The following is a 24,827-nucleotide window of genomic DNA, read 5'->3' on the forward strand; positions in this document are numbered from 1 at the left end:
ATGGCCGATCAGGACCCACGATATATCAGTGTCACCCCGATGAAGAACGAAGGCCCGTTTGTGCTAGAGTGGGTGGCCCATAACCGTGCGATTGGTATCGACCAGATGGTGGTAATGACCAATGACTGCACCGATGGCACCGATGCCTTGCTGCAACGGTTGGATGAAAAGGGCGTGCTGACGCATATCGACAACAATTCACGCCGCAAAACTAGCCCGCAAAAGCGTGCTTATAATACTTTCCTGAAGATGGAAGTCGCACGCCCGCAGGATTGGGTCGTGGTGATCGACGCCGATGAACATATCAACATCAAGACCGGGGATCACACGCTGCGGGCTTTGACCGATGCCATCCCTGACGCCAAGACGATTTCGATGACTTGGCGGCTGTTTGGAAACGCAGGCGTCGTGCGGTATGAAGACCGGTTTTTGTCGGATCAGTTCCGGCAGGCCGCTCCGGAAAAGATCTACCGGCCGCCGCAGGCTTGGGGCTTTAAGACCATGTTCCAGCGTGAGATTTGGGATGGGTTGGGTGTTCACCGGCCCAAAAAGCCGGCCGTCGAAACCATCGAAGAATGTCATTGGTATAACGGATCAGGCCAACTGATGCCCGAGCGATATTATGAAAAAAGCTGGCGATCGGCCCGTGACTCGGTCGGCTATGACTTTGTGCAGGTCAATCACTATGCGCTGAAGTCCTGTGAAAGCTATCTGGTCAAAAAGATGCGCGGTCGTGCCCACCATTTGGGGGAAAGCCTTGGCCTGGAATACTGGAACATGATGAACCAGAACGCCCAGACGAATACCTCGATCGATGTGGTTTTGGATCGCAAACGTGGTTTTTATTACGAAATGCTCTCTGACCCCGAGGTTGCGCGCTTGCATCATGCGTCCTGCGATCTGCACCGCCAACAGATCGGACAATTGCGCGACCTGCCCGAGATGCAGGACCTCATGCAGCAGATGACCGCAGGTTTCACGGCCAGCCAGCAGGCATGACGCAGGACAATTCGGGGACAGGGGCTACGTAATGCTTTGGCTGCACATGGGGATGCCCAAAACCGGCACGACCGCCTTGCAGGGATTTCTACGCCGGAAGCATTCGGTCATGAACGAGATCGGCCTGCACTATATGGAGACCGGTCGACGCCGGCTGGATGGCGGGACACGTCTGGCGATAAGTCACAACATCGTCGCCTTTCACATCAACCGAAGCGCAGATCCGATGGATCCGTTTCGGTCTGCCATGACCACTGAATACGACGCGCATGCGGATCAGACCTGTGTTGTCTCTTCCGAGATGTTCTACGGCTGCAATCTGAACCGGCTGGCCGAGGTTTTTGCTGATATCCCCTCGCGTGCATTGACGATCACCTACTATTGCCGGCGGTATTCCGATTTCTTCGAGGCTGATTACAAACAGCGGGCAAAGGCCGGGCGGCTGCCCAACGGCGGGACTGAATACATCCGCCAGCAACTTGATATTATCCGCAATCAACCGGAACGATTGAGTTTTTCTGCCAAACTGGCCGAAATACGCACCGCCTTTCCCGGCGTCACCGTTGCTCCGCTTTTATACGAACGCGCGGGCATGGTGCGGGGGAATGTCGTCGATGACTTCCTGTCTCGGATCGGTGCGCCATTGGCTGAGGAGGTTTCAGCAGGAGCCGTGTCCAACCCGTCGCAATCCCGCGCGGCGAGCGAAGCTTTTGGTGTCATCTCCCGTGCGCTGGGGCGGAAGAAGAGCCGCCAGTTACGCCGGATATTTGTCGATGATCCTGTCATGGTGCGCCGGAATGATGTGCTGGAACCCGATGAGCGCGCTTGGCTGGACGAATTCGTGGCCAAGCAGGATACCGCCTTTCAGCAAGAGTTCTTTCCCGACCGGCCCGAACTGTTCACCCCGACAAAACTAAGCGATGAGGACAAGATGTTTCGCCGGGATACGCCCGAAGAGTATGAGGCTTTGCGTAAAGCCTCTGAGATCGTGTTCCGGATGGCTTTGGACAACTGATCGTTATTCCTGAACGGCGATTTCCTGGCGCTGTTTTCCGGTCGTCTTGTCAAAAATCAGGATTCGGTTGTCATCGGTCACGACGGCGTACCAGTTGCTGCCGATCGTTACGGCCTGTGCTTTGGCACCATCCGGCAGTTCGATTTGATCGGGCAGAGTAGGGGTTCTGTCCGATAGTCGGATGACAATCAGTGCGAATGTCACTAGAACCCCGCCAATCATCACCGCGGTCAGCAGCATGACCATGCGTCGCAGCAAGCGAAGCTGTGGTGTTTCCTGCGGTTCTTGGGGTTCGGAAGGGACAGTCATGGGCACCCGCCAGATTGAATTTCAGATCGCGGCCGATCCGCCGCCACGCCTTGATAAGGCGCTTTCGCGGGATGTACCAGCGGATGAAAACCTGTCGCGCACCCGCCTGACCAGGTTAATCGAGAACGGCGAGGTGACAATCGACGGTGTCGAAGTTCGGGACCCAAAGGCCAAGGTGGCCGAAGGCGCCTTGGTGTCAATCTCCGTCGCCGAAGCAGAAGAAAGCCACATAGGTCCAGAAGATATCCCGCTGAACGTCATCTATGAGGACGCGGACCTGATCGTCGTCAATAAACCGGCGGGTATGGTCGTTCACCCAGCGCCGGGCTCGCCCAACGGAACACTGGTCAATGCTTTGCTGCATCATTGCGGTAAGGACCTGTCAGGTGTGGGGGGCGTCAAACGCCCTGGCATCGTGCACCGCATCGACAAAGAGACCAGCGGCTTGCTGGTGGTCGCCAAGTCTGACGCGGCGCATCATGGTCTGGCCGCTCAGTTCGAGGCGCATAGCGTCGAACGCTATTATCGCGCGATTTGCTACGGCGTACCGGATGCGAATGACCCACGTTTGCGTGGCATCAAGGGTGTCAGCTTTGAACCTGGCAATATCATGCGCCTGACCACGCAATTGGCGCGGCACAAAAACGACCGGCAGAAACAAGCGGTTCTGTTCCACGGTGGTCGGCATGCGGTAACTCGTGCGCGGCTGGTCGAGACATTTGGCAACCCGGCAGGCATCGCGCTGATTGAATGTTGGCTGGAAACCGGCAGAACCCACCAAATTCGTGTCCATATGGCCCATGCCGGGCATGGGCTGGTTGGCGATCCGGTGTATGGGGGCAAACGCAAGCTTGCGGCGAAAGCCTTCAGTGCTGCCGCTGCTGAGGCAGTGCGCAGTTTTCCGCGACAGGCGCTGCATGCCGCAGTTTTGGGCTTTGAGCACCCTGTGACAGGCGAAAATCTTCGGTTTGAGGCCGATTTGCCAAATGATATGGAAATTCTGATTGAACAATTGCGCGCGCCGCTGACATAATACGCAAACATACGTGAGTAACGCGTTCTTAGCTTTCCTTTATCAATCGTTAATTTCAAACTGTTAACGGTACCTCTTGAATGGATCGGGACTTATTCCCATATCCCATGTTAACGAAGTAAACATTTGTCGGAGGGACATGAATCATGGCAAATTACGCAAATCTCCCCGCGCCGACGCCCGAGGGCGGCCTGAACCGCTATATGCAGGAAATTCGCAAATTTCCGCTGCTTGAGCCGGAAGAAGAGTACATGCTCGCCAAGCGTTGGGTCGAAGAGCAAGACACTGAAGCTGCACATAAAATGGTCACGTCGCACCTGCGATTGGCGGCCAAGATTGCTATGGGCTATCGCGGCTACGGCCTGCCACAGGCCGAGGTGATTTCCGAGGCCAATGTGGGCCTGATGCAGGCGGTCAAAAAGTTTGATCCGGAAAAAGGTTTCCGTCTGGCGACCTATGCAATGTGGTGGATTCGTGCCTCGATCCAGGAATACGTTCTGCGGTCGTGGTCGATGGTCAAGCTGGGCACGACATCGGCGCAGAAAAAGCTGTTCTTTAACCTTCGCAAGGCCAAGGCCCGTATTGGTGCGCTGGAAGAAGGCGACCTGCGTCCTGAAAACGTCAAGCGGATCGCTACTGATCTGGGCGTGACCGAAGCTGAAGTCATCAGCATGAACCGCCGGATGTCTGGTGGTGATGCCTCGCTGAACGCGACCGTCGGGTCCGAGGGCGAAGGCACCATGCAATGGCAGGACTGGCTTGAGGACGAAGATGCCGATCAGGCGGGCGATTACGAAGCCCGCGACGAGCTTGACGCCCGCCGCGAGCTTCTGGCGGCTGCGCTGGATGTCCTGAATGACCGGGAAAAGGACATCCTGACTCAGCGCCGTCTGATGGATCAGCCCGTCACGCTGGAAGAGCTCAGCACGCAGTACAATGTCAGCCGCGAGCGCATTCGACAGATCGAGGTCCGTGCCTTCGAGAAGCTGCAGAAAAAGATGCGCGAGCTGGCCCGAGAAAAGGGCATGCTGGGTACTGTCTGACCCAATTGGTTCAGCCCGCCACAACGGCGGGCTGATTTTCTTTAGGCGAAAATAAAGCTGTCTTCGGTCAGATGCCCGGCTCCAATGCCCGTAAGGACAATACTGTCCCCGTCCCCTAGTTCGATGGTGGTCTGGAAGAAGCCACCGGAGATATCATCCTCGATATCTTCAAACCCGGCGATGCCTTCGTAGCCGGACAAGTCAATCTTGTCCTTTCCGACCCGGAAGTCGACGATCCAATCATCGCCATCCCCGTTTTCAATGACAAACATGTCTTTGCCACGTCCGCCGAACATGATGTCATCATCGGCTCCACCGTCGATCACATCGGCCCCTCTGCCGCCGAATATCGTATCTTCGCCTTCATCACCGCGCAGAATGTCTTTGCCACGACCGCCAAAGATCACGTCGTGTCCAGCGCCTCCAAGCGCGACATCATTGCCTCGGCCAGTATTGATGACATCATTTCCGCCACCACCATGAACAAAGTCCTGACCTCGCCCGGTAAAATAGAACTCGTCCGAGTCGTCGCCGAGGATGAAATCGGTGTTCTTCTGACCCAGAATGTCCGTAACCGATACGGGCAGAAGGACTCCGTTTAGGGCGTGAATGATCCCGTTTGTGGCTTCAATATCGGTTTGGATGATACCCGGATCGGCGATGCCGTCATCTGCATCGCCCAAACTTGGTGGGTCGCTTTGAAGGTTCAACTCAACCGATGAACCCTGCAACGTTTCGATCTGGGCGCCGTCGCCCAGGCCGGCGACAGCAGCCAGGTCGAATTCCCCGTTCACCACGTGATATTTCAGAACCTCTGTCAGCAGGGGGATGGGATCCCCTCCGCCCAACAGGGTCAGCGCCTTGACGATGTGCCCCAACGCGCCTGCTTCGTCCGAACCCGCATAGCCCAATGCCTGGGCAAGTCCGATAAAGGCGGCGTCGGTCGGGGCGAATACCGTAAGGCTGGCCTCGGGATCATCCAGTGCCCCAGCAAGGCCGGCGGCAACAACGGCCTCGCGCAGGATGTCAAAATCTCCGTTGTTGTCATCGAACGAGCCGACGGCTCCGCTCATCAACACGGTTCCGGTAATTGTCTCTGTCGGTGTTGGCATGTCTGGCAATCTCCCACCCAGTTGGTCACAACATCAATCCCGGGTGCTTTGAGCGGACAATGCCGACTACCCGGTGACATAGTTGCTACGGCGCAGACAATGAATCGGATCAAGAAATTCTCAGGTTTGCGTGCGTAAATGGGCGGAAAACACCACGAACCCCCTGACTTTAAAGCGATTCCCTGATAGAGACGGCACAAGCTAACAAAGGATGAGGCGGCGGTATGCAGCAACCTGTTCAATGGGGCGTTCTGGGCGCCGCAAAATTCGCACGACAGTTCATGGCGCCGGCAATTCACGCGGCGGACGGGGCCCGGTTGGCAGGTCTTGCCACGTCGGACGCAGCCAAGGCTGAGCCGTTCCAGCAGTACTGCCCTGATCTGACGGTTTATGGCAGCTATGACGCCCTTTTGGCGGATCCCAAAATCGACGCGGTCTATATCCCGCTGCCCAACCACCTGCATGTCGAATGGAGCCTCAAGGCACTGGACGCGGGTAAGCATGTTCTGTGTGAAAAGCCGATAACCATGTCCGCGCCCGAGTTTGATGCGCTGATCGAAAAGAGGGATCAGACCGGTTTGCTGGCGGCCGAAGCGTACATGATCGTGCACCACCCGCAGTGGCAATTCGTACGGCAACTGATCGCGGATGGGGCGATCGGAAAGCTTGTGCATATGACCGGCGCGTTCAGTTTTGACAACCGCGCGGACACCGGCAACATTCGAAACCGGGCCGAAACCGGTGGCGGTGGGCTGCGCGATATCGGCGTCTACGTGATTGGAAGCGCCCGGTTCGCCACTGGGCAAGAACCAGTTTCGGTGCAATCCGCGATCCGCTGGGAAGATGGCATTGATGCCTTCACCGAGATACGCGCGCAATTCCCCGATTTTACCTATTCAAGCTACGTCTCGATCCGGATGCACCCGCATCAGGAAATGGTGTTCCATGGCGAGGGTGGCGTGATCCGCCTGACCGCGCCTTTCAATGCGCGTGTTTTTGGTGAGGCACGGGTGGAACTGCATCGTCCGGGTCTTGAGGTTCAGGTCACGCGGTTCCCGGGCGACGATCACTACAAGCTTCAGGTCGAGGCGTTTTGCCAATCAGTCCGCGACGGGTCTGATTACCCATGCCCGTTGGAATTCTCGCGCGGAACGCAGGCAATGATTGACAGGGTGTTTGAGGGCGCGGTCGCCCTCTGACTTGCCACGCAGCGCTCGGCTGGACTAATCTGGCTGTCACCTGATCAGGAGGGAGACCATGGCAGGCGGTTGGGCGCGTGATGGCGCGGTGAGCGAACAGATTGAAGCGTCCATTACGGACGAACTGGCCCGGATGCAGGCGCAAAAGCGGCCTGTCGGGGAAAGCCGGACCCATTGCGCCGAATGTGAAGAGCCGATTCCAGAAAAGCGGCGAGCTGCCATTCCCGGTGTTAAACTCTGCCTGGATTGCCAGCAGGATCGGGACGGGGCCTTCAAGGGCCGTTCCGGCATCAATCGGCGCGGTTCTAAAGACAGTCAGTTGAAGTAAGCGGGGCACAAGGATGCCCGACACCAAAGAGAAGCAGCCACTCTTGCAAAACGGGCTGGTTCTTGGGTTTCTTGCGGCTTTCCTGTGGGGCACGCACAGCGTCATAGTCCGCTACCTGACCAGCGATCTGGGAGGGCTGCAAATTGCGGTAACGCGCCTGTTCATCGCAGCCATCGCCATCTATTGCATGCTGCGCGTGATGCGGGTCGCTGCTTCAATCCGGTTGAATGATTGGAACTTTCGGCTGGCCGTTCTGTCCACTGTGGTCAACTACATCCTGTTCCACATCGGGCTTGAACATACCGGTGCAGCCAATGCCATGGTTCTGGAGAACACGGCGCCATTCTTTGTGCTGATCTTTTTGTATTTCTTTGCCGACACGCCCGTTACGCGTACAGACATACTTGCCACGGGGTTGGCGATTTTCGGCGTCTTCCTAACGGTTTATCAGGATTTCCAAGGCGGTGGAGAACCCCTGTTCGGGGACCTGCTTGAAGTCGGCGCAGGGCTAAGCTGGGCGGTTTTCCTAATCTCGAGCAGCCGGGCGATGCGAAATTCTGAAACGACCGGAGAACGTCTGAACTTCCTATTTGGGATATTCTTGTGCTCGGGAGTGCTTTTGGTCCCGCTGGCCGCATTTTCACTGCAAATACCAACAGCCAACGATGTCGTGTTCCTGATTTTGTTGGGGGTGCTGCCGACCGCTTTGGCCTACTACCTCTGGTACGAGGCCGCCGCGCGGGTTTCGACGTTGACTGCGACCTTGATGTTCGCCGCATCCGTGGTGTTCACGTTCATCAACTCAGCCCTGTTTCTGGGGGCCGCAATCACGCCGGTCGCGGCCCTGGGTGCTGTGTTGATTGTGGTCGCCATTTTCCTGACGACCAAAAGCCAGAAGTGACTAGTTTTCCATTGCTTCCAGCTCGTCGATAAAGCCGGAAATCATCGACAGACCCTTGTCCCAGAATTTGGGATCGCTTGCATCCAATCCGAACGGGGCCAGCAGTTCCTTGTGGTGTTTGGACCCACCAGCGCGCAACATTTCGAAATACTTGTCTTCGAACCCGTCCGCACCGCTTTCGTAGACCGAGTATAGCGCGTTCACCAAACCGTCACCGAACGCATAGGCGTAGACGTAGAACGGTGAATGGACGAAGTGCGGGATATAGGCCCAGAAGGTCTCGTACCCATCCATGAATTCAAATGCGGGCCCAAGGCTTTCGGCCTGAACGCTCATCCACAAAGCGTTGATGTCATCCGGGGTCAGCTCGCCCTCGCGGCGGGCCGCATGCAGTTTGCATTCGAAGTCGTAGAAGGCGATTTGTCGGACAACTGTGTTGATCATGTCCTCGACCTTGCCGGCCAGCAGCACTTTGCGCTGTTCGGGGGTCTTGGCCTTATCCAACATCTTGCGGAAGGTCAGCATTTCGCCGAATACAGATGCAGTCTCGGCAAGCGTAAGTGGCGTTGACGACAGCATCTCGCCCTGATCGGCAGCCAGCACCTGGTGCACGCCGTGGCCAAGCTCATGCGCCAGTGTCATCACGTCGCGTGGCTTGCCCAGATAGTTGAGCATCACGTATGGGTGCACCTCGGTGACGGTTGGGTGTGCAAAAGCGCCCGGAGCTTTACCGGGCTTCACGGCCGCATCGATCCAGCCTTGTGAGAAGAACGGCGCCGCAATCTCACCCATGCGAGGATCAAAGGCATTGTAGGCGTCCATCACCGTCTTTTCCGCTTCATCCCAATCAACGATGCGGGTGTCTTCCATCGGTAGCGGAGCGTTACGATCCCAGACCTGCATTACGTCCAGGCCCAGCCATTTGCGTTTCAGCTCATAATAGCGATGGCTGAGCTTGGGGTAGGCGGCCACAACCGCCTCGCGCAGAGCCTCAACAACCTCGGGTTCCACGTCATTCGACAGGTGGCGACCGGTTTGCGCCGTTGGCATGTTGCGCCAGCGGTCGACAATTTCCTTTTCCTTGGCCTGTGTGTTGTGGACGCGGGCAAAGGTTTTGACGTTGTTCTGAAACACACTGGCCAACTCACGCGCGGCCGCTTCGCGTTTGGCGCGGTCCTGCTCTGTCAGAAAGTTCAGGGTGCCTTCAATGTTCAGTTCTTCGCCATCGACGGTGAAGGTCAACCCGGCAATGGTTTCGTCAAAAAGACGCTCCCACGCGTCGCCAACTACGCCGAGGTCGTGCAGGAATTTCTCAAGCTCGTCAGACAGTTGATAGGGTTTCATCGCGCGGATGCGGCGGAAGACCGGCTCGTACCGCGCCAGATCGGCATTCACATCGAAATGCGCCTTCAGGACATCATCGTCGATGCGGTTGATCTCAAGCGTGAAGAACACCAGCGGGGTGGTGAAGATGGTGATCTTTTCCTGCATGTCGGACAGGAACTTGGCACGCTCGGCATCTGTGGTCAGCTGATAGTAGCGCAGGCCTGCAAACGACATGATGCGCCCGGCGATTGAATTGATCTTCTCATTGCGCTCGACGCAGGTCAGCAGACCCGCAGCCTCCAGATCAGCCAGCTTGCCCTCGTAATCTTCGGCAAACGAGGCACATTCCTTTTCCAGCCAGTCCAGATCGCGGGACAGTTCGGGCGCGTCCTCTGAGGTGTAGAGATCGGTCAGATCCCATTCCGGCAGGTTGCCCAGATTGCCTGCACCTCCGGCAGCATTTGCGTCTCGGACGGGAAAGGGAAGGTCGCGCATGGATCACCTCGATAATAGCTTTCGCCAACATCTAGGCGCGCGAGACGGGGATCACAAGCGGTGCGTGATCAGACTTCGGAAGACAGAACCGGTTCCGGCACCGCGTTAGTTTGCGCGGCTTTGAAATGAGCGGCCAACTGGTCAAAGACCGGCCCGCGCACGTCGGGCGCTTCCATCAGAACTTCGTGCTCGCCATCCGGGATTTCGACCAAAGTGCCACTGGGCCAGTTCGCCATGCGGGCGCGGATAGCCTTGCGATCGACAATCTGTTCATGGCTGCCCAGAAAGGTAAGACACGGCGTATCCGGTGCGGTCTGGTCCATCAACCATACGCATTCATCCAACGCTTCGCGCAGCCAGATTGTCGAAGGCGCGCCAAGCGCCAGCTCGGGCTGTGCAGCCAGTTGATCTTTCATCATCTGGAACATGTCCGGATCGCGGGTCAGTACATTACCCTCGAACGGTTGGGAGGCCACATAGCTTTCCAAGGATGTGGTCGGTGGTGTTTTTTCCCCCAACCCGATCCTAGGCCCCCAATAGGCTGTCAGACGGCTGAGCGGTTTCATGATCGGGGTAAAGAAAATGCCCCACATCGGCCCGGTAAAGGCACAGGCGGCAAAGCAGTTCTTTTCCAAAGCCGCGCGCATACCAATAGCCCCGCCCATGGAATGTCCGATCACGAACCACGGTTTCGGCAGGTTCAGTTTGGTTGCCAGGTCCAGCGTGGCCTGAACGTCCTGTTGATAGTCCGTGAACTGCTCGACATGCCCGACGCGCGGGTCATCCAGTAACCGGTCGGCCAGGCCCTGACCGCGCCAGTCGACAGCCAGAAACGCAAAGCCGCGATCCGTAAACTCGGCCGCGCAATTGCCGTACTTTTCGATATATTCGGTGCGACCGGGAAACATCATCACCGTGCCGCAGGTATCGCCTTCGGGCAGCCAGTGGCCCACCCGAATGCGTGTGTTGTCCGCTGTGTTCAGCCAATGAGCCTGACCACCGGCGGGGACGCCGGCCATGTCTGCAAAGAAAGGGGCCGGCGACAGGTCCATCAGGCCAGTGCCGATGCCAGTTGCATGGCAACGCCCATGTCACCGTCCACGGTCAGCTTGCCTGACATGAACGCGCCGGTGGGGTTCAACTCACCGCTGAGTATTTGTTCGAACGTGTCCGCATCGGCGTTCATGGTGACGTCTGTTTCTTCGTCACTGACGCGCGCGCCGCTTGCGTCCAGAACGATTGAGCCCAGATCTGCGATGGCAAATTTTGCAGACGCGGTAAAATCGCCGCCCGACAGTTTTTCGTTCAACGCGGCTGCTGCTTTTTCCAGAGTGTCGCTCATGATTCTCCTCACTATGTTTGTGCGCCGGGAATGGACATCCGCGGGCGCAGCGCTACACTGAACGTTGTTATGAGCATTGCAAGCACCAATCTCAAAGGTATCGTCGCGGCAACAGCGCTTCTAGTCACGTTTTCCATTCCTTCTTTCGCCCAAACGGCGGATTCCAAGGATGAGGAACAGCTATTGCTGCAACTGTCGGAGGCAACCCCCGAACAGGCAATGAACATAGATCGTCAGCTCAAGGCGCTGTGGGCACAGTCTGGCTCGGCCTCGGCGGATCTGTTGCTTGAGCGCGGGCGCGAGGCGCTCGAGGACGGCGACTCGCTGGCCGCGATCCAGCATCTGACTGCGCTGACTGATCACGCGCCGCAATTCGCCGAAGCCTGGCACGTGCGGGCATCGGCATTTTTCGGGATCGAACGTTTCGGTATGGCTGCGGCTGATTTGGAATACGCCCTGACGCTGAACCCCAACAACTATGAGGCTATCTACGGATTGGGACTGATTTTTGAGATCGTCGATCGACCCGACAAAGCGCTGGACGCTTATGAGCGTGCTTTAGCTATACATCCCCATCACGAAGAAGTAACCAATGCCGTGAATCGACTGAAGCCCCGGGTCGAGGGCTCGGCCCTCTAACAAGCTGGGGCAGGGGGCAAAGGTGAGCGGGTCATCCCGAATCGTGGCCGTACTGGGCCCGACCAACACAGGCAAAACCCATTACGCGATTGAGCGGATGCTGGGGCACCGGACAGGTGTGATCGGCCTGCCGCTGCGTCTGCTGGCACGCGAGGTCTATGACAAGATCGTCGCGATCCGCGGACCGTCGGTCGTTGCCCTTGTAACGGGTGAAGAGCGGATCGTTCCGCCGCGTGCTAAATACTGGGTCTGCACTGTTGAGGCGATGCCCGAGGGTATGGGCGCAGATTTCGTAGCCATCGACGAAATCCAGCTGTGTGCAGATCCCGAGCGTGGACATGTTTTCACCGACCGTCTGCTGCGGTCGCGCGGAACGAATGAGACTCTGTTTTTGGGCTCTGACACTTTGCGCGGACCGATTGCGGCATTGGTGCCCGAAGCGCAGTTCATTCGCCGTGAACGAATGTCTCAGCTGGTTTATTCCGGCTCGAAAAAGATAAGCCGCATGCCCGCACGCAGTGCCATTGTCGGGTTTTCGGTCGATAACGTCTATGCCATTGCCGAGTTGCTGCGCCGCCAAAAGGGCGGGGCCGCCGTGGTCATGGGCGCGCTTAGCCCGCGTACCCGAAACGCGCAGGTCGAGCTGTATCAGAACGGTGAGGTGGACTACCTCGTTGCAACTGATGCTATCGGGATGGGTTTGAACCTTGATGTGAACCACGTGGCGTTTTCGTCCCTGACCAAATTCGACGGTCGAAGGATGCGCCACCTGGCCCCCAATGAACTGGCGCAGATCGCAGGTCGGGCAGGGCGCGGGATGTCTGATGGTACATTTGGCGTGACGGGTGAGGCCCCACCGCTGGACGACGGGGTCGCGCAGGCGATCATGGACAGCCGGTTCACGCCGATGAAAAAGCTGAATTGGCGGAATGCCGCTTTGCGGTTTGGTTCGGTTGAGGCCCTCATCGACTCGTTGGAAGTCAGCCCGGACAGTGAACATCTGATCAAGGCCCGACCCGCAGACGACCTGAGCGCTCTGAAATCGCTGTCTCAGGAGGCCGAGGTCATCGCCCGCGCCAGCGATGGGCCGTCCGTCCGATTGCTGTGGGATGTGTGCCGAATTCCCGATTTTCGCGGTATCAGCCACGCAGAGCACGCCAGCCTGCTCGAAGTGATCTATGGGCACCTGCATGAACGCGGCGCTATCCCCGACGAGTTCATGGCGCGGCAAATCCGCCGCATCGACAAAACAGATGGGGATATTGATGCACTGTCCAAAAGGTTGGCATATATTCGCACCTGGACATATGTTGCGCAACGAAACGGATGGGTGCGTGACGAATCACATTGGCGCGCGGAAACGCGCATTGTAGAAGACAGGCTGTCGGACGCTCTGCATGATCGTTTGACTCAGAGATTTGTGGACCGGCGCACGTCAGTTTTGTTGCGCCGGCTCAAACAGAAGGAGGCCCTTTTGGCCGAAGTAAATGACAAGGGTGAAGTGACCGTCGAAGGAGAATTCGTCGGTCGTCTGGAAGGGTTCCGGTTTACCCCGGACAAAAGCGCACAGGGAACCGAGGCGAAAGCTCTCAAATCGGCCTCTCTGCAAGCACTCGCACCGCAATTCCATCTGCGTGCAGACCGCTTCTACAACGCGCCCGATACCGAAATTGATTTTACCGATCAGGGTGGCCTGATGTGGGGTGAATATGCTGTTGGCAAGCTTGTTGCCGGGGCAGAACCCCTCAGGCCGATGGTCGAGGTTTTTGTGGATGAGGCTGCAGGCCCTGAAGTCGAACAGAAAGTGCAGCGTCGTCTGCAGCATTTCATCGACCGTAAGGTGGCCGCCCTGTTCGAGCCGCTGCTGAACCTGTCGCGCGACGAAGAGTTGTCAGGTCTGGCCAAAGGGTTCGCCTTCCGCATGGTTGAAGGGCTGGGCGTTCTGCCCCGCGCAGGTGTTGCGCAAGAGGTCAAAGATCTGGATCAGGACGCCCGCGGAGCCTTGCGCAAGCACGGCATCCGGTTTGGCCAGTTCACCATCTTCATGCCGCTGCTGCTGAAACCTGCGCCCACGCGCTTGCGTTTGGTGCTGTGGGCTCTGGCCGGTGGATTGCAGGAATTCCCTGACGCGCCGCCTCCGGGTCTGGTCACTGTTCCGGTCGCCAAAGGCGCGCCCGAGGGCTACGATACCATGTGCGGTTACCGCGATGCCGGCGAGCGTTCGATCCGCATCGACATGCTGGAACGTCTGGCAGACATGCTGCGTGCCGAAGACAGCCGGGGTGGTTTCGAGGCCAAGCCCGATATGCTGTCGATCACCGGCATGACGCTTGAGCAGTTCGCGGATCTGATGCAAGGGCTGGGCTACAAGGCCGAGCGCGGTGAGCGTGAAAAGGTGAAAGCTGCACCGATCGAGGCCGAAAAGCCCGCGGCTGATGTGACGGAACAGCCTGCCGCCGAAGAAATCCCGGCAACCGAAGCAGAAGCCGAAGAGGTCGTCGCGGCCGCCGAGGCGCCAGCCGAGGCCACCGAAAGCACCGAGGCGGTAGCCGAGGCTCCAGCAAGCGAACCCGCCTCAGACGAGACCGAAGTTGAGGTGTTCTACACTTTCACCTGGGGTCGTCAGCGTCCGGCCAACCGCGCTCCGCGTCGTGAACAGCGGCAAGGGCAGGGGCCGGGCAAAGGCAAACCGCGCGGTAAACCGCAGGATGGTCGCGGCAAACCGCAGGGTAAGAAGGGTGGCAAACCGCAAGGTGGCAAGACCTTCTCGTCGCGTCCGCCCAAAAAGGAAAAGGCGATCGATCCCGATAACCCGTTTGCAGCAGCGCTTATGGGTTTGAAAGACGGCAACTGATCAGCCATGGCCGAGGCCAAGCTGCGGATCGACAAATGGTTGTGGCAGGCGCGGTTCTTTAAGACCCGCAGCCTGGCCGCCAAACAGGTCAGCGGCGGCCATGTCCGATTGAACGGAAACCGGGTTCTGAAGCCGGCACAGGCCATCGGGCCCGGTGACGTTCTGACCTTCCCCCAAGGCCGTATCGTGCGCGTAGTACGCGTCGAAGCACTGGGGGAAAGGCGTGGCCCGGCGACCGAGGCACAAACGTTATACTTCGATATGACGGAAAAGAAGGACGTGCCTCCTAAGAATCCGGGATTTGAGGGAAAGGGTCGTCCAACAAAGAAAGATAGGCGCGCGCTTGATCTTTCTCGCCCCCGGGATGGTTGATCCTACCTTGAAGAGAAGGCCAGACTGAATTAGCTAGACGCCCAAACCGAGAATGGGAATCCCACAATGACCTATGTCGTCACCGAAAACTGCATTGGCTGCAAATACACCGACTGCGTCGAAGTGTGTCCGGTGGATTGTTTTTACGAAGGTGAGAACACATTGGTCATTCACCCCGACGAATGCATCGACTGTGGTGTGTGTGAACCCGAATGCCCTGCGGATGCCATTCGTCCCGACACTGAGCCTGGAATGGAACAGTGGGTCGAGTTCAACCGGAAGTTCTCGGAGCAGTGGCCGGTTATCGTGACCAAGAAAGACCCCTTGCCCGAAGCGGAAGAGCGTGACGGCGAAGAGGGCAAAATGGAGAAGTATTTCTCCGAAGCACCCGGCGAAGGCGGTTAAGCGATTCGGTAACTGAACCGGGTAGTTTGAATAGCGGTCTTCTGCTGTATCGCTTTGAAAAGTCTGGGGTTTCTTCACCATTGTGGGGGGCGGACTTTCGGGCGTCGCAATTTTGTGATATACTCAGAAACTGAATGATGAATGAGATGGGGATGACTCCGTAAGTATGTACGCTTTGGAGTTCTAATTTTTTGACAAACTTGCCGCCTGACCGGGCCTGATATTGGCACGGTTTGGGGTCTTTTGTTGTCTCTGCCTCTCTCTCGTAACCAAGGATGAACCTGTATGTCTAAGTCGAAAAAGCTTGAGTTCCGCCCGAACGATTATGTTGTCTACCCCGCCCATGGTGTGGGCCAGATCATTTCGATCGAAGAGCAGGAAGTCGCGGGATACTCGCTCGAGCTGTTCGTCATTTCATTTGAAAAAGACAAGATGACCCTGCGTGTGCCGACCAACAAGGTTACGGAATCCGGCCTGCGGTCCCTCAGCTCACCTGACGTTATCAGCCAGGCGATGAGAACCCTGAAGGGTAAGGCTAAGGTGAAACGTGCGATGTGGTCGCGCCGGGCGCAAGAATATGAACAAAAGATCAATTCCGGTGATCTGATCTCGATCGCTGAAGTTGTGCGTGATCTGCACCGCACTGACGACCAGCGCGAGCAGAGCTATTCTGAACGTCAGCTGTACGAAGCCGCGCTGGAACGCCTGACCCGCGAAGTCGCGGCTGTGTCCGGCGCAGGTGAAGTATCGGCGGCCAAGCAGATTGATGAGGTTCTGACCTCGCGCGCGGCCGCGGCTGCCTGAACGCTTTTCAAGTCAATTTCCTGGCCGCTCCCGAAAGGGGGCGGCTTTTTCACGTTGATGGCTTGGTGAAAGCTCAGTTTACGGCTAATTTTCCAGCAAGAAGAGGCGCGTAGACAGTGAACCTAAAACAGACAGTTAAATATTTATATATCGGTCACGACCCCATTTCCGTCTGGTTTCGCTATGGCTTGATCCTGTTTGACGCGATCACCATCGTTTTCTTTGTCGCCACGGCAAATGGCGAACACGGCACGGGATTCACCGTTGCCAGCCTGATCATTGGGTTCTTCATTGTGCTGGATTTCTCGGCGCGGATGTGGATTTCGAAGGATCGTTGGAAACTACTGCGCCAAGTCTACACGATGGCCGACATTGTTGTGATCGTCTCGCTGTTTCTTGATCTGTTTCTACCTTGGAATCTTGCGTTCCTGCGTATCTTACGAGCGCTACGCCTGATCCATTCCTATCACCTGCTAAGGGATCTGCGACGGGACAGCGATTTTTTTCGCACGCATGAAGACGCGGTGATCGCGGCGATCAACCTGTTGGTTTTCGTATTCGCCACGTCCACCGCTGTTCTGGTGTTCTTCATCCCGGAAAACAGCCCGCACGCCTATATCGATGCGCTTTACTTCACCATGGCAACCCTGACGACCACCGGGTTCGGAGACATCACGCTGGCGACCCCGGGGGGCAAATTGTTTTCGGTCTTCATCATGATCGTCGGCGTGGCGTTGTTCGTCCGGTTGGCGCAGGCGATTTTCATGCCGCAGAAAGTGCGTCACAAATGCTCAAACTGTGGCCTGTACCGTCACGATCCTGACGCGGTTCACTGCAAGCATTGTGGCGAAACCCTGAGGATCGAAACAGGCGGGACGACTTAGATCGTTGCAACCAATGCCGTAAGGAACGCAAGCTCTGCCAGTTGTTGCGAAGCGCCCAGAACATCGCCCGTTTGTCCTTTGATTTTGGTCTTGGCGACGAGTGCCAGGATTCCAACGATCAGCGCGGAAAAAACCGTTGCCATCAGTGTGCTTGGTCCAATCAGCAGCAGCGATAAGATGACCGCAAGGCCAAAGCCTGTCGCCGCAGTCTCGGCCTTTGGGCCGCCGACCGAATGGCTCAACCCGCTGTTTCTGGCGTTGGGTAAAGCTGCCATGAGGATGGGCATGACTGCGCGTGAGACGATGCAGGCCGCCAGAATACCTGCAAATGCGTTGTCCGACAGAAGCGCCGCGATCAGCGCGACGCGCAGCAGTTGGGTAAAGATCAGAGTTAGAACGCCGTAAGCACCAATATGGCTGTCCTTCATGATTTCCAGGCGGCGTTCGGTGGTGAACCCGCCCCAAAATCCGTCAACCGTATCCGCAAGCCCGTCTTCATGCATCGCGCCAGTGGCGATCACTAGCACCGCCACAAGTATTACGGCGCTGGCGAATGCAGGTAGGCCGAATGCACTGGCCGTCCAACCGACGGCACAGGCCAACGCCCCAACGACCAGCCCCACCAGGGGAAAGGCCCAGACCGCATTGGCCTGCCGCGCAAACAGATATTCCGGTAGGCGCGGCATCGGCAGACGCGTCAACAGGACCAGCGACAGCGGAAAATCCCACGCGGAAAACAGTTTGGTGTCGTTTTTGTTCACTCCCGCGCCTTTCGGGGTCTTGTTGGATCGGACGCTTCGGTTAAACACACAGGACCACTCTGATGCAACGAGGCTTTGGATGCTGCCGGAATTAAAAGACCTGAAAACCCTTCGCGAGGCCCTGAGTAACGCTCCGGGACCGGATGGCAATGCGCTGCAAGGTGCTGCTGAGCGTAACGGACAACTGACTAAACCCCCCGGCGCATTGGGCCGGCTTGAGGATTTGGCAATTTGGTATGCGAGCTGGCGTGGGGATTCCCGGCCGCAGATCTCTGCCCCTCAGGTCATCGTATTTGCGGGCAATCATGGCGTCACAGCGCAAGGCGTGTCGGCCTTTCCGCCCGAGGTGACTGTTCAGATGGTCATGAACTTTGAACATGGCGGCGCGGCGATCAATCAGCTGGCCAAAGCGGCGGGCGCGACGATGAATGTGCACGCGCTGGATCTGGATCGACCGACCGCGGATTTCACCGCTGGTCCCGCGATGTCCGAAGAAGAATTGCTTGAGGCCCTGCGCGTGGGCTGGACCGCCGTGGACCACAATGCCGATTTGCTTGTGGTTGGAGAGATGGGTATCGGCAACACGACCCCGGCGGCTGCCATCGCATGCGCTTTGTTCGGTGGCGACGCCGCAGACTGGACTGGGCGTGGCACTGGGGTAGACGATGCCGGTTTGGCCAACAAAACACGCGTCGTGGCCGAAGGCATCGCCTTGCATGGCGGGTCGGGTGACGGGTTGGAAATCCTGCGCCGTCTGGGCGGGCGTGAAATCGCGGCCATGGCCGGGGCCATCGCCGCTGCGCGTGCCTTGCGTATCCCGGTTATACTTGACGGCTTTATCTGCTCGGCGGCTGCAGCTTGTCTGGCAAACATGTCCGAGGGCGCATTGGATCACACGGTTGCAGGCCACCAAAGTGCCGAAGGCGCACACGCCGCTGTGTTGGCCAAGTTGGGCAAAGAGCCATTGTTGAGCCTTGGACTGCGTTTGGGCGAAGGCTCGGGCGGGGCGCTGGCGATCAACATACTTAAAAGCGCGGTCGCGTGCCATTCCGGCATGGCGACATTTGCCGAAGCGGGTGTTTCGGACGGCTGATCAAACCGCCTGATCCGGCAGGGCCGGGTCAGGCTGATTTCTTTGCGTGTTTCTCGGCCAGTTCCAGCAGCTCGGTTTCCAGGTCTTTTTCAAGCTGCCGCGCCCGTTCGATGTATTTCTTGTTGTCACCGGTCGGCATACCGGGGATCCACAATTCTGCCAGATCACGCACAGAGGCGCGGTCGTGGTGATAGAATGTCTGCTCGGCCTGAGCCGCTTCGTATTCGCTCAGACCTACGTTTTCCAGGACATAGCGACCTGCCCGTAGTGATCCGTCGAACATCTCGCGGACAATGTCATTCGCTCCGGCCTGATACAATTGGTAGACATGGGTACGATCACGTGCGCGGGCCACAATGTGCAAATCCGGTCGCTGACGCCGGGCAAAGCCGACCAAACGTGTGACTTGCTTGGGGTCATCCATCGCGGCGACCAGAACAGAAGCTTTTTCAAGCCCGGCGGCACGCAGCAGTTCTGGCCGCGTGGGATCACCCAGAAATCCTTTGACGCCAAAACGACGCATCAACTGGATTGTCTCAATATCGTGGTCCAGTACGACGGTCTTGAACCCGCTCGCGCGGACCAACCGGTTCACGATCTGACCAAAACGCCCAATTCCGGCGATGATGACTGGGCCTTTTTCGTCAATCTCATCGGGCTCGGCATCGGGGACGCCATCACCCATACGGCGCGACAGCAAATCGAAGATGATGAACAGCAGCGGGGTGATCAGCATTGTCAGGGCGATGATCATCAGCAGTTTTTGCGACAAATCCGGTGGGATGACGTTTTGTTGCGTTGAAAAGGCCAACAGCACAAAGCCGAATTCGCCTGCCTGCGCCAAACCCAATGTGAACAACCAGTGATCTCGACCGCGCAGCCGGAACGCACGACCGACCAAATACAGGATGATCCCTTTAGCCAGTATGACCAGCAGTGCCAGACCGATCAGGTCCAGTGGGTCGTTGAAGAAATAGCCGACGTCAATTCCAGCGCCGACCGTGATAAAGAACAGCCCCAGGAAAAGTCCCTTGAACGGTTCAAGGTCGCTTTCCATTTCGTGGCGGAATTCTGAGCTTGCCAGAACAACACCCGCCAGAAACGCGCCCAGAGCAGGGGAGAGTCCGACTAGTGTCATCAGGAAGGAAATGCCCACGACGATCATCAGCGCTAGCGCCGTATACATTTCGCGCAGCCTAGTGGCGTGGATGAACCTGAACAGTGGACGCGTCAGGTAGATGCCAGCCAGAATGACGAAGGCAACTGCGCCGATGGTGACCAGCGTAACGGCCCAGCCGGGCAGGCCCTCGACAAGTGACAAGCTATGATGTCCGGCCTCATGGAGCGCATCCGCGCCGCGATCGATTGAGCCGTCGCTTTCGATATGAGGCATTGCAGGCAACGCCAAAAGCGGCAGCATCGCCAAAATGGGAATGACCGCGATGTCCTGCGTCAGCAGCACTGAGAATGTCGCCCGACCTCCATTTGTCTGCATCAACCCCTTTTCCGACAATGTTTGCAGCACAATCGCTGTGGATGACAGAGACAAGGTTAACCCGACGGCTAGTGCGACCGACCAAGGGTGATTTGCATATACGGCAACTGCAGCGATGACTGCGGTGGACAGCAACACCTGCAGACCGCCTAGTCCCAGAAGCCTGTCGCGCATGTCCCACAAGGCGCGCGGCTCAAGCTCGAGCCCGATCAGAAACAGCATCATGACCACACCGAATTCGGCCACGTGCTGCAGGCTTTCGGTCTCGGCCCCCACAAGCCCGAAGACAGGGCCAATGACAATGCCAGCGGCCAGATAACCCAGAACTGAACCCAACCCCAGACGTGCCGACAAGGGCACTGCTATCACGGCGGCAGCCAGATAGATTGAAGCCTGGTAAAGGAAATCGTCCATGTTTGTCCTCTCGGTCCGGTCAGGTGGGCAATGGCGCGTCGCGTTTAAGTTGGTCCATCACGATCTGGCTGTGCACCCGTGCCACTGCAGGATGCGGCAGTATCACCTGGTGAAGCAAGCGGTTGAGCGCGGAAAGATCGTCGCAATAGACGTGCAGCAGATAATCTGCCTCTCCGGTCATCGTCCAGGCGCTGGTGATCTCGGGGCGGGTGTCGACCATGCGGGCAAAACTCGCGGATTGTTCCGGGCCATGTGTGCCCAAATGCACCTGAATGAACCCTTGGACCTGCAAGCCCAGCTTTAGGGGATCCAGCCGTGCCGCATATCCGGTGATATAGCCTTCGGCCTCAAGCCGCTGACGGCGGCGCCCCGCCTGGCTTGGTGACAGGTTCAGCATTTCACCCAATTGATGCGCGGTTAGATGTGCGTCCTTTTGCAGGGCAGACAACAGCCGCGTATCGGTGGAATCCAGCATATGCGGAGTTTCTCCAAATTTACCCGTGTTCATGCGTGATTTACGCATATGTTCATAGTTTACACGAAAACTATGCGCAGAAACAGCGCTTGGTAAGGCGTATTTTGGAATCAGCAAAGAAATTCCTGTTTTTACGGAGACGCGCCATGGGTCCTTTCCCGCACAACGCCCCGAAATCTGTCATCAGCCCTGAAAATCCAGCCGGAACCGATGGGTTTGAATTTGTCGAATTCGCCCACCCCGAGCCACAGGAACTGCGCGACCTTTTCGCCAAAATGGGGTTCGAGCTGGTTGGACACCACAAAGAAAAGCCTTTGGTTGAGCTGTGGCAGCAGGGGGACGTGACCTACATCCTGAATGCCGACCCGGAAAGTTTTGCCGCTAAGTTCGTGGCCGAACACGGCCCCTGTGCCCCTGCGATGGGATGGCGCGTCGTGGACGCACAGAAAGCATATGAACACGCGGTGTCAAAAGGGGCCGAGCCTTATGACGCGGCGGACAAGACCATGGATGTCCCAGCGATCAAGGGTATTGGCGGTTCGCTGATCTATTTCATCGATCAGTATTATGAAACATCGCCTTACAATCAGGAATTCATCTGGGACAAACAGTCCAAACCGCGCGGCGATGGGTTCTATTACCTCGATCACCTTACGCACAACGTCTACAAGGGCAACATGGACAAGTGGTTCAAATTCTACGAGAGTCTGTTCAACTTCCGCGAAATCCGCTTTTTTGACATTCAGGGCAAATTCACTGGGCTGTTTAGCCGTGCGCTGACATCGCCCTGTGGTCGTATCCGTATTCCGATCAACGAAGACCGGGGCGAAACCGGGCAGATCGTATCATACCTCAAGAAGTACAAGGGTGAAGGTATTCAGCATATCGCGGTGGGAAGTGAGGATATCTACGCCTCGACGGATGCGATTGCGGAAAAGGGTCTCAAGTTCATGCCGGGTCCGAACCAGGCCTATTACGACATGTCCAAGGAACGTGTCGTGGATCATGATGAACCTCTGGACCGGATGATCAAGCACGGCATCCTGATTGACGGCGAGGGCGTGCTGGACGGTGGCGAGACCCGGATCTTGCTGCAAATCTTCTCGAAAACCGTGATCGGCCCGATCTTTTTTGAGTTCATTCAGCGCAAGGGCGATGATGGGTTTGGTGAAGGGAACTTTAAGGCTCTGTTCGAATCCATTGAACGCGAGCAGATTGAAAGCGGTGAAATTTCAGCTGCTTAACGGCGTAAGGTAATTCACTAAAGGGCGGTCGGGGATATCCCTCGGCCGCCTTTGTTTTTTGAACCGTCAGCTCCGCGGCATTTTCAATGTGAGGTTTCTTCCGCGCTTTTGGTAGCGCAATTCGCTGTCGCCAATGGCGATAACATTTCCGCCGTCCAGTCTGTCTCCGACTTTCAGTTTTTTGTACCGACCGCTGGGCAACCGGACCAGCGCGCGCCGATTGGCCGGGGTCCCGTAAACCCCAATCAGGTTCAGCTTGCGCAAGTTAAGCGCATTGTCGATGGTCGCCTGCCGCGCCACCGAGGCGATCGACGGGATTTTCGGTGCCACGGCCTTTGGTTGGAAAGAACCAGCTTCGTCCGAGCTTTGATCGACCGCTGCAGTCGATCCAAGATTGGCGGTGCTTGTGTTTGTACTGGCCGGGCGGGCAAGTCCGGCTGGTCGTGTTTTGGGGCGCGGAACGCGAACGACTGCCAAAGCCGTCGGCGTTTCGTCGATTTGAGGGCTGCTTTGCAGGGACTTGGGGCGCAGTTTGGGACGCAGAACCGCCAGTTCTTCGCGTGTGCGTCCGCCAAGTTGTTGCCGCTCAAAGCTTTCCAGCAAATTGGCGGGACGTGGATTTGGCCGTTTCTGCGCTAAGCGGGCTGTAGGATCTTCCTCAATCGGCTCCTGTTCGAACCGAACCGGAACTGCCGGGGGAACCTTGGCGGGCCGGCCAAGGTAAACGACCACTCCGTCAGGGTTCAGGGTCCCTTCGGCTGAGGGAGTAACGAGGCCGCGTTCGTCCAGTTCGTACTGGACCCCGGCCTGTGCGGGCAGGGCGTTTTGTTCAAACGGCAGGTCAGTTTCAAAGCTACTGACGGGAGGCAGCGCCACTGCGTCCTGCGACAAATCAGTGCTGTCCAGGGATGCCAGATACAGGTCCTCTGGCGACTCCAGGACCGGATCGGGCAAAGGTTCGGGGGCGAAGATCTCGATGTCTGCTTGTGACGAGATTTCCGCTGGTGCGGGCTCTTGTCCCACCGGTTCGACCTGGGTCGGTGCCACGTTCAGCGCTTCGAGGATTGCAGCATCGGTCGCGCTGAGATCAGCGGCGGTTTCTTCAACAGGTTCGGTTTGCGGCTCTTCCTCTGGCGCGGTTGCGACCGCCTCGGGTTCGAATTCAAGCTCCGGATCGCCGTCAACCTCCTGTGTCTCGGCGATTTGCTCGTCAGATGCGAGGTTTGGCACAGTTTCTTCAATCGAAACCGCCTCGGCCACTGAGGATTCGGTGTCGTCAGATCCAGTCAACGACCACACGGTCAGAGCAATACCAGCAACGAGAGCGGCCGCCGCCGCTGGAACGGCGTAGCGGTTGATCGGGGGGGTGGCTTTCGTTTTGCCAGCAATATTCGCGTTGGGCGCCGAACGAAATTCCGTCGGGGTCTCAGTATCTGCGATCGCGTGAATGGTAGGGCCATCATCTTCGTTGGTAGGTTCTTTACCCTCAGCGGGTTCCTCTGCTGCGGTCGCATCGGGCGCGGAAGGAAACTCCGTTTGGCCCTCGGTTTCAGCGATCGCCCGATCGGCAGCAGCTTCACTTTCTTTTGCGGATTCTTCTACCTCAACCGTTTCTACTGCGCCGGTCGTGTCGGAGGCTGAAGAAAACTCTGTCGGGGTCTCGGAATCTGCAATCGTGTCTGCGATTGGGCCTTCATCAGTTTTGGCAGAATCCTCAACCTCGAACGGTTCCGCAGCAATGACCGTGTCTTGGGTATCGATCTCGAACCGAGGTTCAGACGGATATTCCTGACCCTCGATCGGGGTTGAGTACTGGACTGGAACAAACCCGTGCTCGGCTGCAAATGTCCGGGCCTCATTCAGGGTTTGCCTGGCGACAGCAGCAATATGGGTTGTCGGACCGACGGTTGCGGTATCGAAGGCGAGCTCATCCAGCGCATAGGGAGTTGCCTCGGTCAGTTCCGCTCGCACTTTTTCAGCGCTTTCCTCGGGGCTTAGGCCCTCTGTTGATACGGACAAAAATCGCACCTGATCCGCTGGTATCACCAGCTTGCAGTTCAGGTCGTTTTCAAGGGCAAAGCCCTGATCCCGCAATGCGATGATCTGCGTATTCAGGTCGGGCGCATCCAGAGCAACCTCGCCTATGCAGAACCAGTCACCATCCGAATGGTGGTGCAAGGATATTCCGGTCGAAGAAAAAGACAGCGCAAAGGCGGGTTTCATAATCCGGAAAAACCATAGTTGTCAGCATCTGTGCAAACGATCATTCGTCCGCAGAGTGACAT

General features: G+C 57.3%; 24 protein-coding genes. 15 read left to right on the forward strand and 9 right to left on the reverse strand.

The window, feature by feature from the left end; genetic code table 11:
* Positions 1-999 carry a glycosyltransferase family 2 protein gene (locus AC2FIS_RS01220; RefSeq protein ID WP_496771679.1) on the forward strand — a complete coding sequence of 333 codons (999 nt, stop codon included), beginning with the start codon at positions 1-3 and terminating at the stop codon, positions 997-999.
* Positions 1,000-1,030: 31 nt separating this feature from the next.
* Positions 1,031-2,014: a hypothetical protein gene (locus tag AC2FIS_RS01225; protein WP_496771680.1), complete on the forward strand. Its 984-nt coding sequence runs from the start codon at positions 1,031-1,033 to the stop codon at positions 2,012-2,014.
* Between the two features lie 3 nt (positions 2,015-2,017).
* Here the strand turns inward: AC2FIS_RS01225 and AC2FIS_RS01230 are convergent, their stop codons facing one another.
* The gene (locus tag AC2FIS_RS01230; RefSeq protein ID WP_058277654.1) at positions 2,018-2,323 is read right to left on the reverse strand and encodes a DUF6476 family protein; all 306 of its coding nucleotides are present in this window, start codon (positions 2,321-2,323) and stop codon (positions 2,018-2,020) included.
* On the opposite strand from AC2FIS_RS01230, the gene AC2FIS_RS01235 reads away from it, so the two are divergent.
* Together AC2FIS_RS01235 and rpoH are read left to right on the forward strand one after the other, a co-directional pair.
* Positions 2,322-3,356 (forward strand): RluA family pseudouridine synthase, encoded by a 1,035-nt coding sequence (locus AC2FIS_RS01235; RefSeq protein ID WP_496771681.1) that lies wholly within the window; start codon positions 2,322-2,324, stop codon positions 3,354-3,356. The two genes, AC2FIS_RS01230 and AC2FIS_RS01235, sit on opposite strands and share 2 nt — an antisense overlap.
* 146 nt (positions 3,357-3,502) lie before the next feature.
* Positions 3,503-4,399, forward strand: a complete 897-nt coding sequence (gene rpoH, locus AC2FIS_RS01240; protein WP_058273882.1) for an RNA polymerase sigma factor RpoH — start codon at positions 3,503-3,505, stop codon at positions 4,397-4,399.
* A gap of 41 nt (positions 4,400-4,440) precedes the next feature.
* On the opposite strand, the gene AC2FIS_RS01245 is transcribed toward rpoH, so the two are convergent.
* The gene (locus AC2FIS_RS01245) at positions 4,441-5,511 is read right to left on the reverse strand and encodes a fasciclin domain-containing protein (RefSeq protein WP_496771682.1); all 1,071 of its coding nucleotides are present in this window, start codon (positions 5,509-5,511) and stop codon (positions 4,441-4,443) included.
* A 224-nt stretch (positions 5,512-5,735) separates the two neighbouring features.
* Between AC2FIS_RS01245 and AC2FIS_RS01250 the strand changes: the two genes are divergently transcribed.
* Genes AC2FIS_RS01250 through AC2FIS_RS01260 form a run of 3 tightly spaced genes read left to right on the forward strand, consistent with a single transcriptional unit; the run spans position 5,736 to position 7,939 of the window.
* Complete coding sequence (locus AC2FIS_RS01250; RefSeq protein ID WP_496771683.1) at positions 5,736-6,710, forward strand: Gfo/Idh/MocA family protein; 975 nt, start codon at positions 5,736-5,738, stop codon at positions 6,708-6,710.
* 58 nt (positions 6,711-6,768) lie between these two features.
* Positions 6,769-7,038: a DksA/TraR family C4-type zinc finger protein gene (locus tag AC2FIS_RS01255; RefSeq protein ID WP_108858884.1), complete on the forward strand. Its 270-nt coding sequence runs from the start codon at positions 6,769-6,771 to the stop codon at positions 7,036-7,038.
* A 13-nt stretch (positions 7,039-7,051) separates the two neighbouring features.
* Positions 7,052-7,939: a DMT family transporter gene (locus AC2FIS_RS01260; protein ID WP_496771684.1), complete on the forward strand. Its 888-nt coding sequence runs from the start codon at positions 7,052-7,054 to the stop codon at positions 7,937-7,939.
* Here the strand turns inward: AC2FIS_RS01260 and AC2FIS_RS01265 are convergent, their stop codons facing one another.
* From AC2FIS_RS01265 to AC2FIS_RS01275, 3 genes are all read right to left on the reverse strand, one after another.
* Positions 7,940-9,760 carry a M3 family oligoendopeptidase gene (locus AC2FIS_RS01265; RefSeq protein WP_496771685.1) on the reverse strand — a complete coding sequence of 607 codons (1,821 nt, stop codon included), beginning with the start codon at positions 9,758-9,760 and terminating at the stop codon, positions 7,940-7,942.
* A 68-nt stretch (positions 9,761-9,828) separates the two neighbouring features.
* Positions 9,829-10,812 (reverse strand): alpha/beta fold hydrolase, encoded by a 984-nt coding sequence (locus AC2FIS_RS01270; protein ID WP_496771686.1) that lies wholly within the window; start codon positions 10,810-10,812, stop codon positions 9,829-9,831.
* Positions 10,812-11,102: an SCP2 sterol-binding domain-containing protein gene (locus tag AC2FIS_RS01275; RefSeq protein ID WP_058273875.1), complete on the reverse strand. Its 291-nt coding sequence runs from the start codon at positions 11,100-11,102 to the stop codon at positions 10,812-10,814. The genes AC2FIS_RS01270 and AC2FIS_RS01275 overlap by 1 nt, the downstream gene beginning before the upstream one ends.
* 69 nt (positions 11,103-11,171) lie before the next feature.
* On the opposite strand from AC2FIS_RS01275, the gene AC2FIS_RS01280 reads away from it, so the two are divergent.
* From AC2FIS_RS01280 to AC2FIS_RS01305, 6 genes are all read left to right on the forward strand, one after another.
* Positions 11,172-11,741, forward strand: a complete 570-nt coding sequence (locus AC2FIS_RS01280) for a tetratricopeptide repeat protein (RefSeq protein WP_233494683.1) — start codon at positions 11,172-11,174, stop codon at positions 11,739-11,741.
* Between the two features lie 22 nt (positions 11,742-11,763).
* Entirely contained in the window at positions 11,764-14,595 is a 2,832-nt protein-coding gene (locus tag AC2FIS_RS01285; RefSeq protein WP_496771687.1) for a helicase-related protein, read from the forward strand.
* Positions 14,596-14,601: 6 nt separating this feature from the next.
* Positions 14,602-14,967, forward strand: coding sequence for an RNA-binding S4 domain-containing protein (locus AC2FIS_RS01290; protein WP_496719976.1), 366 nt, complete (start codon positions 14,602-14,604; stop codon positions 14,965-14,967).
* Between the two features lie 66 nt (positions 14,968-15,033).
* A complete protein-coding gene (gene fdxA, locus AC2FIS_RS01295; RefSeq protein ID WP_058273871.1) occupies positions 15,034-15,372 on the forward strand; it encodes a ferredoxin FdxA in 339 nt (112 codons plus the stop codon).
* Between the two features lie 285 nt (positions 15,373-15,657).
* Positions 15,658-16,176, forward strand: a complete 519-nt coding sequence (locus tag AC2FIS_RS01300; RefSeq protein ID WP_058277666.1) for a CarD family transcriptional regulator — start codon at positions 15,658-15,660, stop codon at positions 16,174-16,176.
* 116 nt (positions 16,177-16,292) lie between these two features.
* Complete coding sequence (locus tag AC2FIS_RS01305) at positions 16,293-17,060, forward strand: potassium channel family protein (protein WP_058277667.1); 768 nt, start codon at positions 16,293-16,295, stop codon at positions 17,058-17,060.
* Here the strand turns inward: AC2FIS_RS01305 and cobS are convergent.
* Positions 17,057-17,821: an adenosylcobinamide-GDP ribazoletransferase gene (gene cobS / locus AC2FIS_RS01310; protein WP_496771688.1), complete on the reverse strand. Its 765-nt coding sequence runs from the start codon at positions 17,819-17,821 to the stop codon at positions 17,057-17,059. The genes AC2FIS_RS01305 and cobS overlap by 4 nt on opposite strands.
* A 79-nt stretch (positions 17,822-17,900) precedes the next feature.
* Between cobS and cobT the strand changes: the two genes are divergently transcribed.
* Positions 17,901-18,914: a nicotinate-nucleotide--dimethylbenzimidazole phosphoribosyltransferase gene (cobT, locus tag AC2FIS_RS01315; protein ID WP_496771689.1), complete on the forward strand. Its 1,014-nt coding sequence runs from the start codon at positions 17,901-17,903 to the stop codon at positions 18,912-18,914.
* Between the two features lie 28 nt (positions 18,915-18,942).
* Here the strand turns inward: cobT and AC2FIS_RS01320 are convergent, their stop codons facing one another.
* Positions 18,943-20,823 (reverse strand): monovalent cation:proton antiporter-2 (CPA2) family protein, encoded by a 1,881-nt coding sequence (locus AC2FIS_RS01320; RefSeq protein ID WP_496771690.1) that lies wholly within the window; start codon positions 20,821-20,823, stop codon positions 18,943-18,945.
* Between the two features lie 19 nt (positions 20,824-20,842).
* On the reverse strand, positions 20,843-21,298 hold the full coding sequence (locus AC2FIS_RS01325; RefSeq protein WP_058273865.1) for an Lrp/AsnC family transcriptional regulator: 456 nt from the start codon (positions 21,296-21,298) through the stop codon (positions 20,843-20,845).
* A gap of 146 nt (positions 21,299-21,444) precedes the next feature.
* On the opposite strand from AC2FIS_RS01325, the gene hppD reads away from it, so the two are divergent.
* The gene (hppD, locus tag AC2FIS_RS01330; protein ID WP_496771691.1) at positions 21,445-22,542 is read left to right on the forward strand and encodes a 4-hydroxyphenylpyruvate dioxygenase; all 1,098 of its coding nucleotides are present in this window, start codon (positions 21,445-21,447) and stop codon (positions 22,540-22,542) included.
* A gap of 66 nt (positions 22,543-22,608) precedes the next feature.
* Here hppD and AC2FIS_RS01335 read toward each other — a convergent pair whose 3' ends face one another.
* Positions 22,609-24,765, reverse strand: a complete 2,157-nt coding sequence (locus AC2FIS_RS01335) for a hypothetical protein (protein ID WP_496771692.1) — start codon at positions 24,763-24,765, stop codon at positions 22,609-22,611.
* Positions 24,766-24,827 lie beyond the last annotated feature (62 nt).

The organism is Ruegeria sp. CDSB113 (assembly GCF_059611045.1).

Bases quoted from the DNA above. Each gene is read 5' to 3' on its own strand.
- AC2FIS_RS01320 (WP_496771690.1), bottom strand. From the start codon at position 20,823: ATGGACGATTTCCTTTACCAGGCTTCAATCTATCTGGCTGCCGCCGTG.
- AC2FIS_RS01225 (WP_496771680.1), top strand. From the start codon at position 1,031: ATGCTTTGGCTGCACATGGGGATGCCCAAAACCGGCACGACCGCCTTG.
- hppD (WP_496771691.1), top strand. From the start codon at position 21,445: ATGGGTCCTTTCCCGCACAACGCCCCGAAATCTGTCATCAGCCCTGAA.
- AC2FIS_RS01280 (WP_233494683.1), top strand. From the start codon at position 11,172: ATGAGCATTGCAAGCACCAATCTCAAAGGTATCGTCGCGGCAACAGCG.
- AC2FIS_RS01250 (WP_496771683.1), top strand. From the start codon at position 5,736: ATGCAGCAACCTGTTCAATGGGGCGTTCTGGGCGCCGCAAAATTCGCA.
- AC2FIS_RS01300 (WP_058277666.1), top strand. From the start codon at position 15,658: ATGTCTAAGTCGAAAAAGCTTGAGTTCCGCCCGAACGATTATGTTGTC.
- AC2FIS_RS01265 (WP_496771685.1), bottom strand. From the start codon at position 9,760: ATGCGCGACCTTCCCTTTCCCGTCCGAGACGCAAATGCTGCCGGAGGT.
- AC2FIS_RS01270 (WP_496771686.1), bottom strand. From the start codon at position 10,812: ATGGACCTGTCGCCGGCCCCTTTCTTTGCAGACATGGCCGGCGTCCCC.
- AC2FIS_RS01325 (WP_058273865.1), bottom strand. From the start codon at position 21,298: ATGCTGGATTCCACCGATACGCGGCTGTTGTCTGCCCTGCAAAAGGAC.
- AC2FIS_RS01290 (WP_496719976.1), top strand. From the start codon at position 14,602: ATGGCCGAGGCCAAGCTGCGGATCGACAAATGGTTGTGGCAGGCGCGG.
- AC2FIS_RS01335 (WP_496771692.1), bottom strand. From the start codon at position 24,765: ATGAAACCCGCCTTTGCGCTGTCTTTTTCTTCGACCGGAATATCCTTG.
- AC2FIS_RS01230 (WP_058277654.1), bottom strand. From the start codon at position 2,323: ATGACTGTCCCTTCCGAACCCCAAGAACCGCAGGAAACACCACAGCTT.
- cobT (WP_496771689.1), top strand. From the start codon at position 17,901: ATGCTGCCGGAATTAAAAGACCTGAAAACCCTTCGCGAGGCCCTGAGT.
- AC2FIS_RS01255 (WP_108858884.1), top strand. From the start codon at position 6,769: ATGGCAGGCGGTTGGGCGCGTGATGGCGCGGTGAGCGAACAGATTGAA.
- fdxA (WP_058273871.1), top strand. From the start codon at position 15,034: ATGACCTATGTCGTCACCGAAAACTGCATTGGCTGCAAATACACCGAC.
- AC2FIS_RS01235 (WP_496771681.1), top strand. From the start codon at position 2,322: ATGGGCACCCGCCAGATTGAATTTCAGATCGCGGCCGATCCGCCGCCA.
- rpoH (WP_058273882.1), top strand. From the start codon at position 3,503: ATGGCAAATTACGCAAATCTCCCCGCGCCGACGCCCGAGGGCGGCCTG.
- AC2FIS_RS01275 (WP_058273875.1), bottom strand. From the start codon at position 11,102: ATGAGCGACACTCTGGAAAAAGCAGCAGCCGCGTTGAACGAAAAACTG.
- AC2FIS_RS01245 (WP_496771682.1), bottom strand. From the start codon at position 5,511: ATGCCAACACCGACAGAGACAATTACCGGAACCGTGTTGATGAGCGGA.
- AC2FIS_RS01260 (WP_496771684.1), top strand. From the start codon at position 7,052: ATGCCCGACACCAAAGAGAAGCAGCCACTCTTGCAAAACGGGCTGGTT.
- AC2FIS_RS01220 (WP_496771679.1), top strand. From the start codon at position 1: ATGGCCGATCAGGACCCACGATATATCAGTGTCACCCCGATGAAGAAC.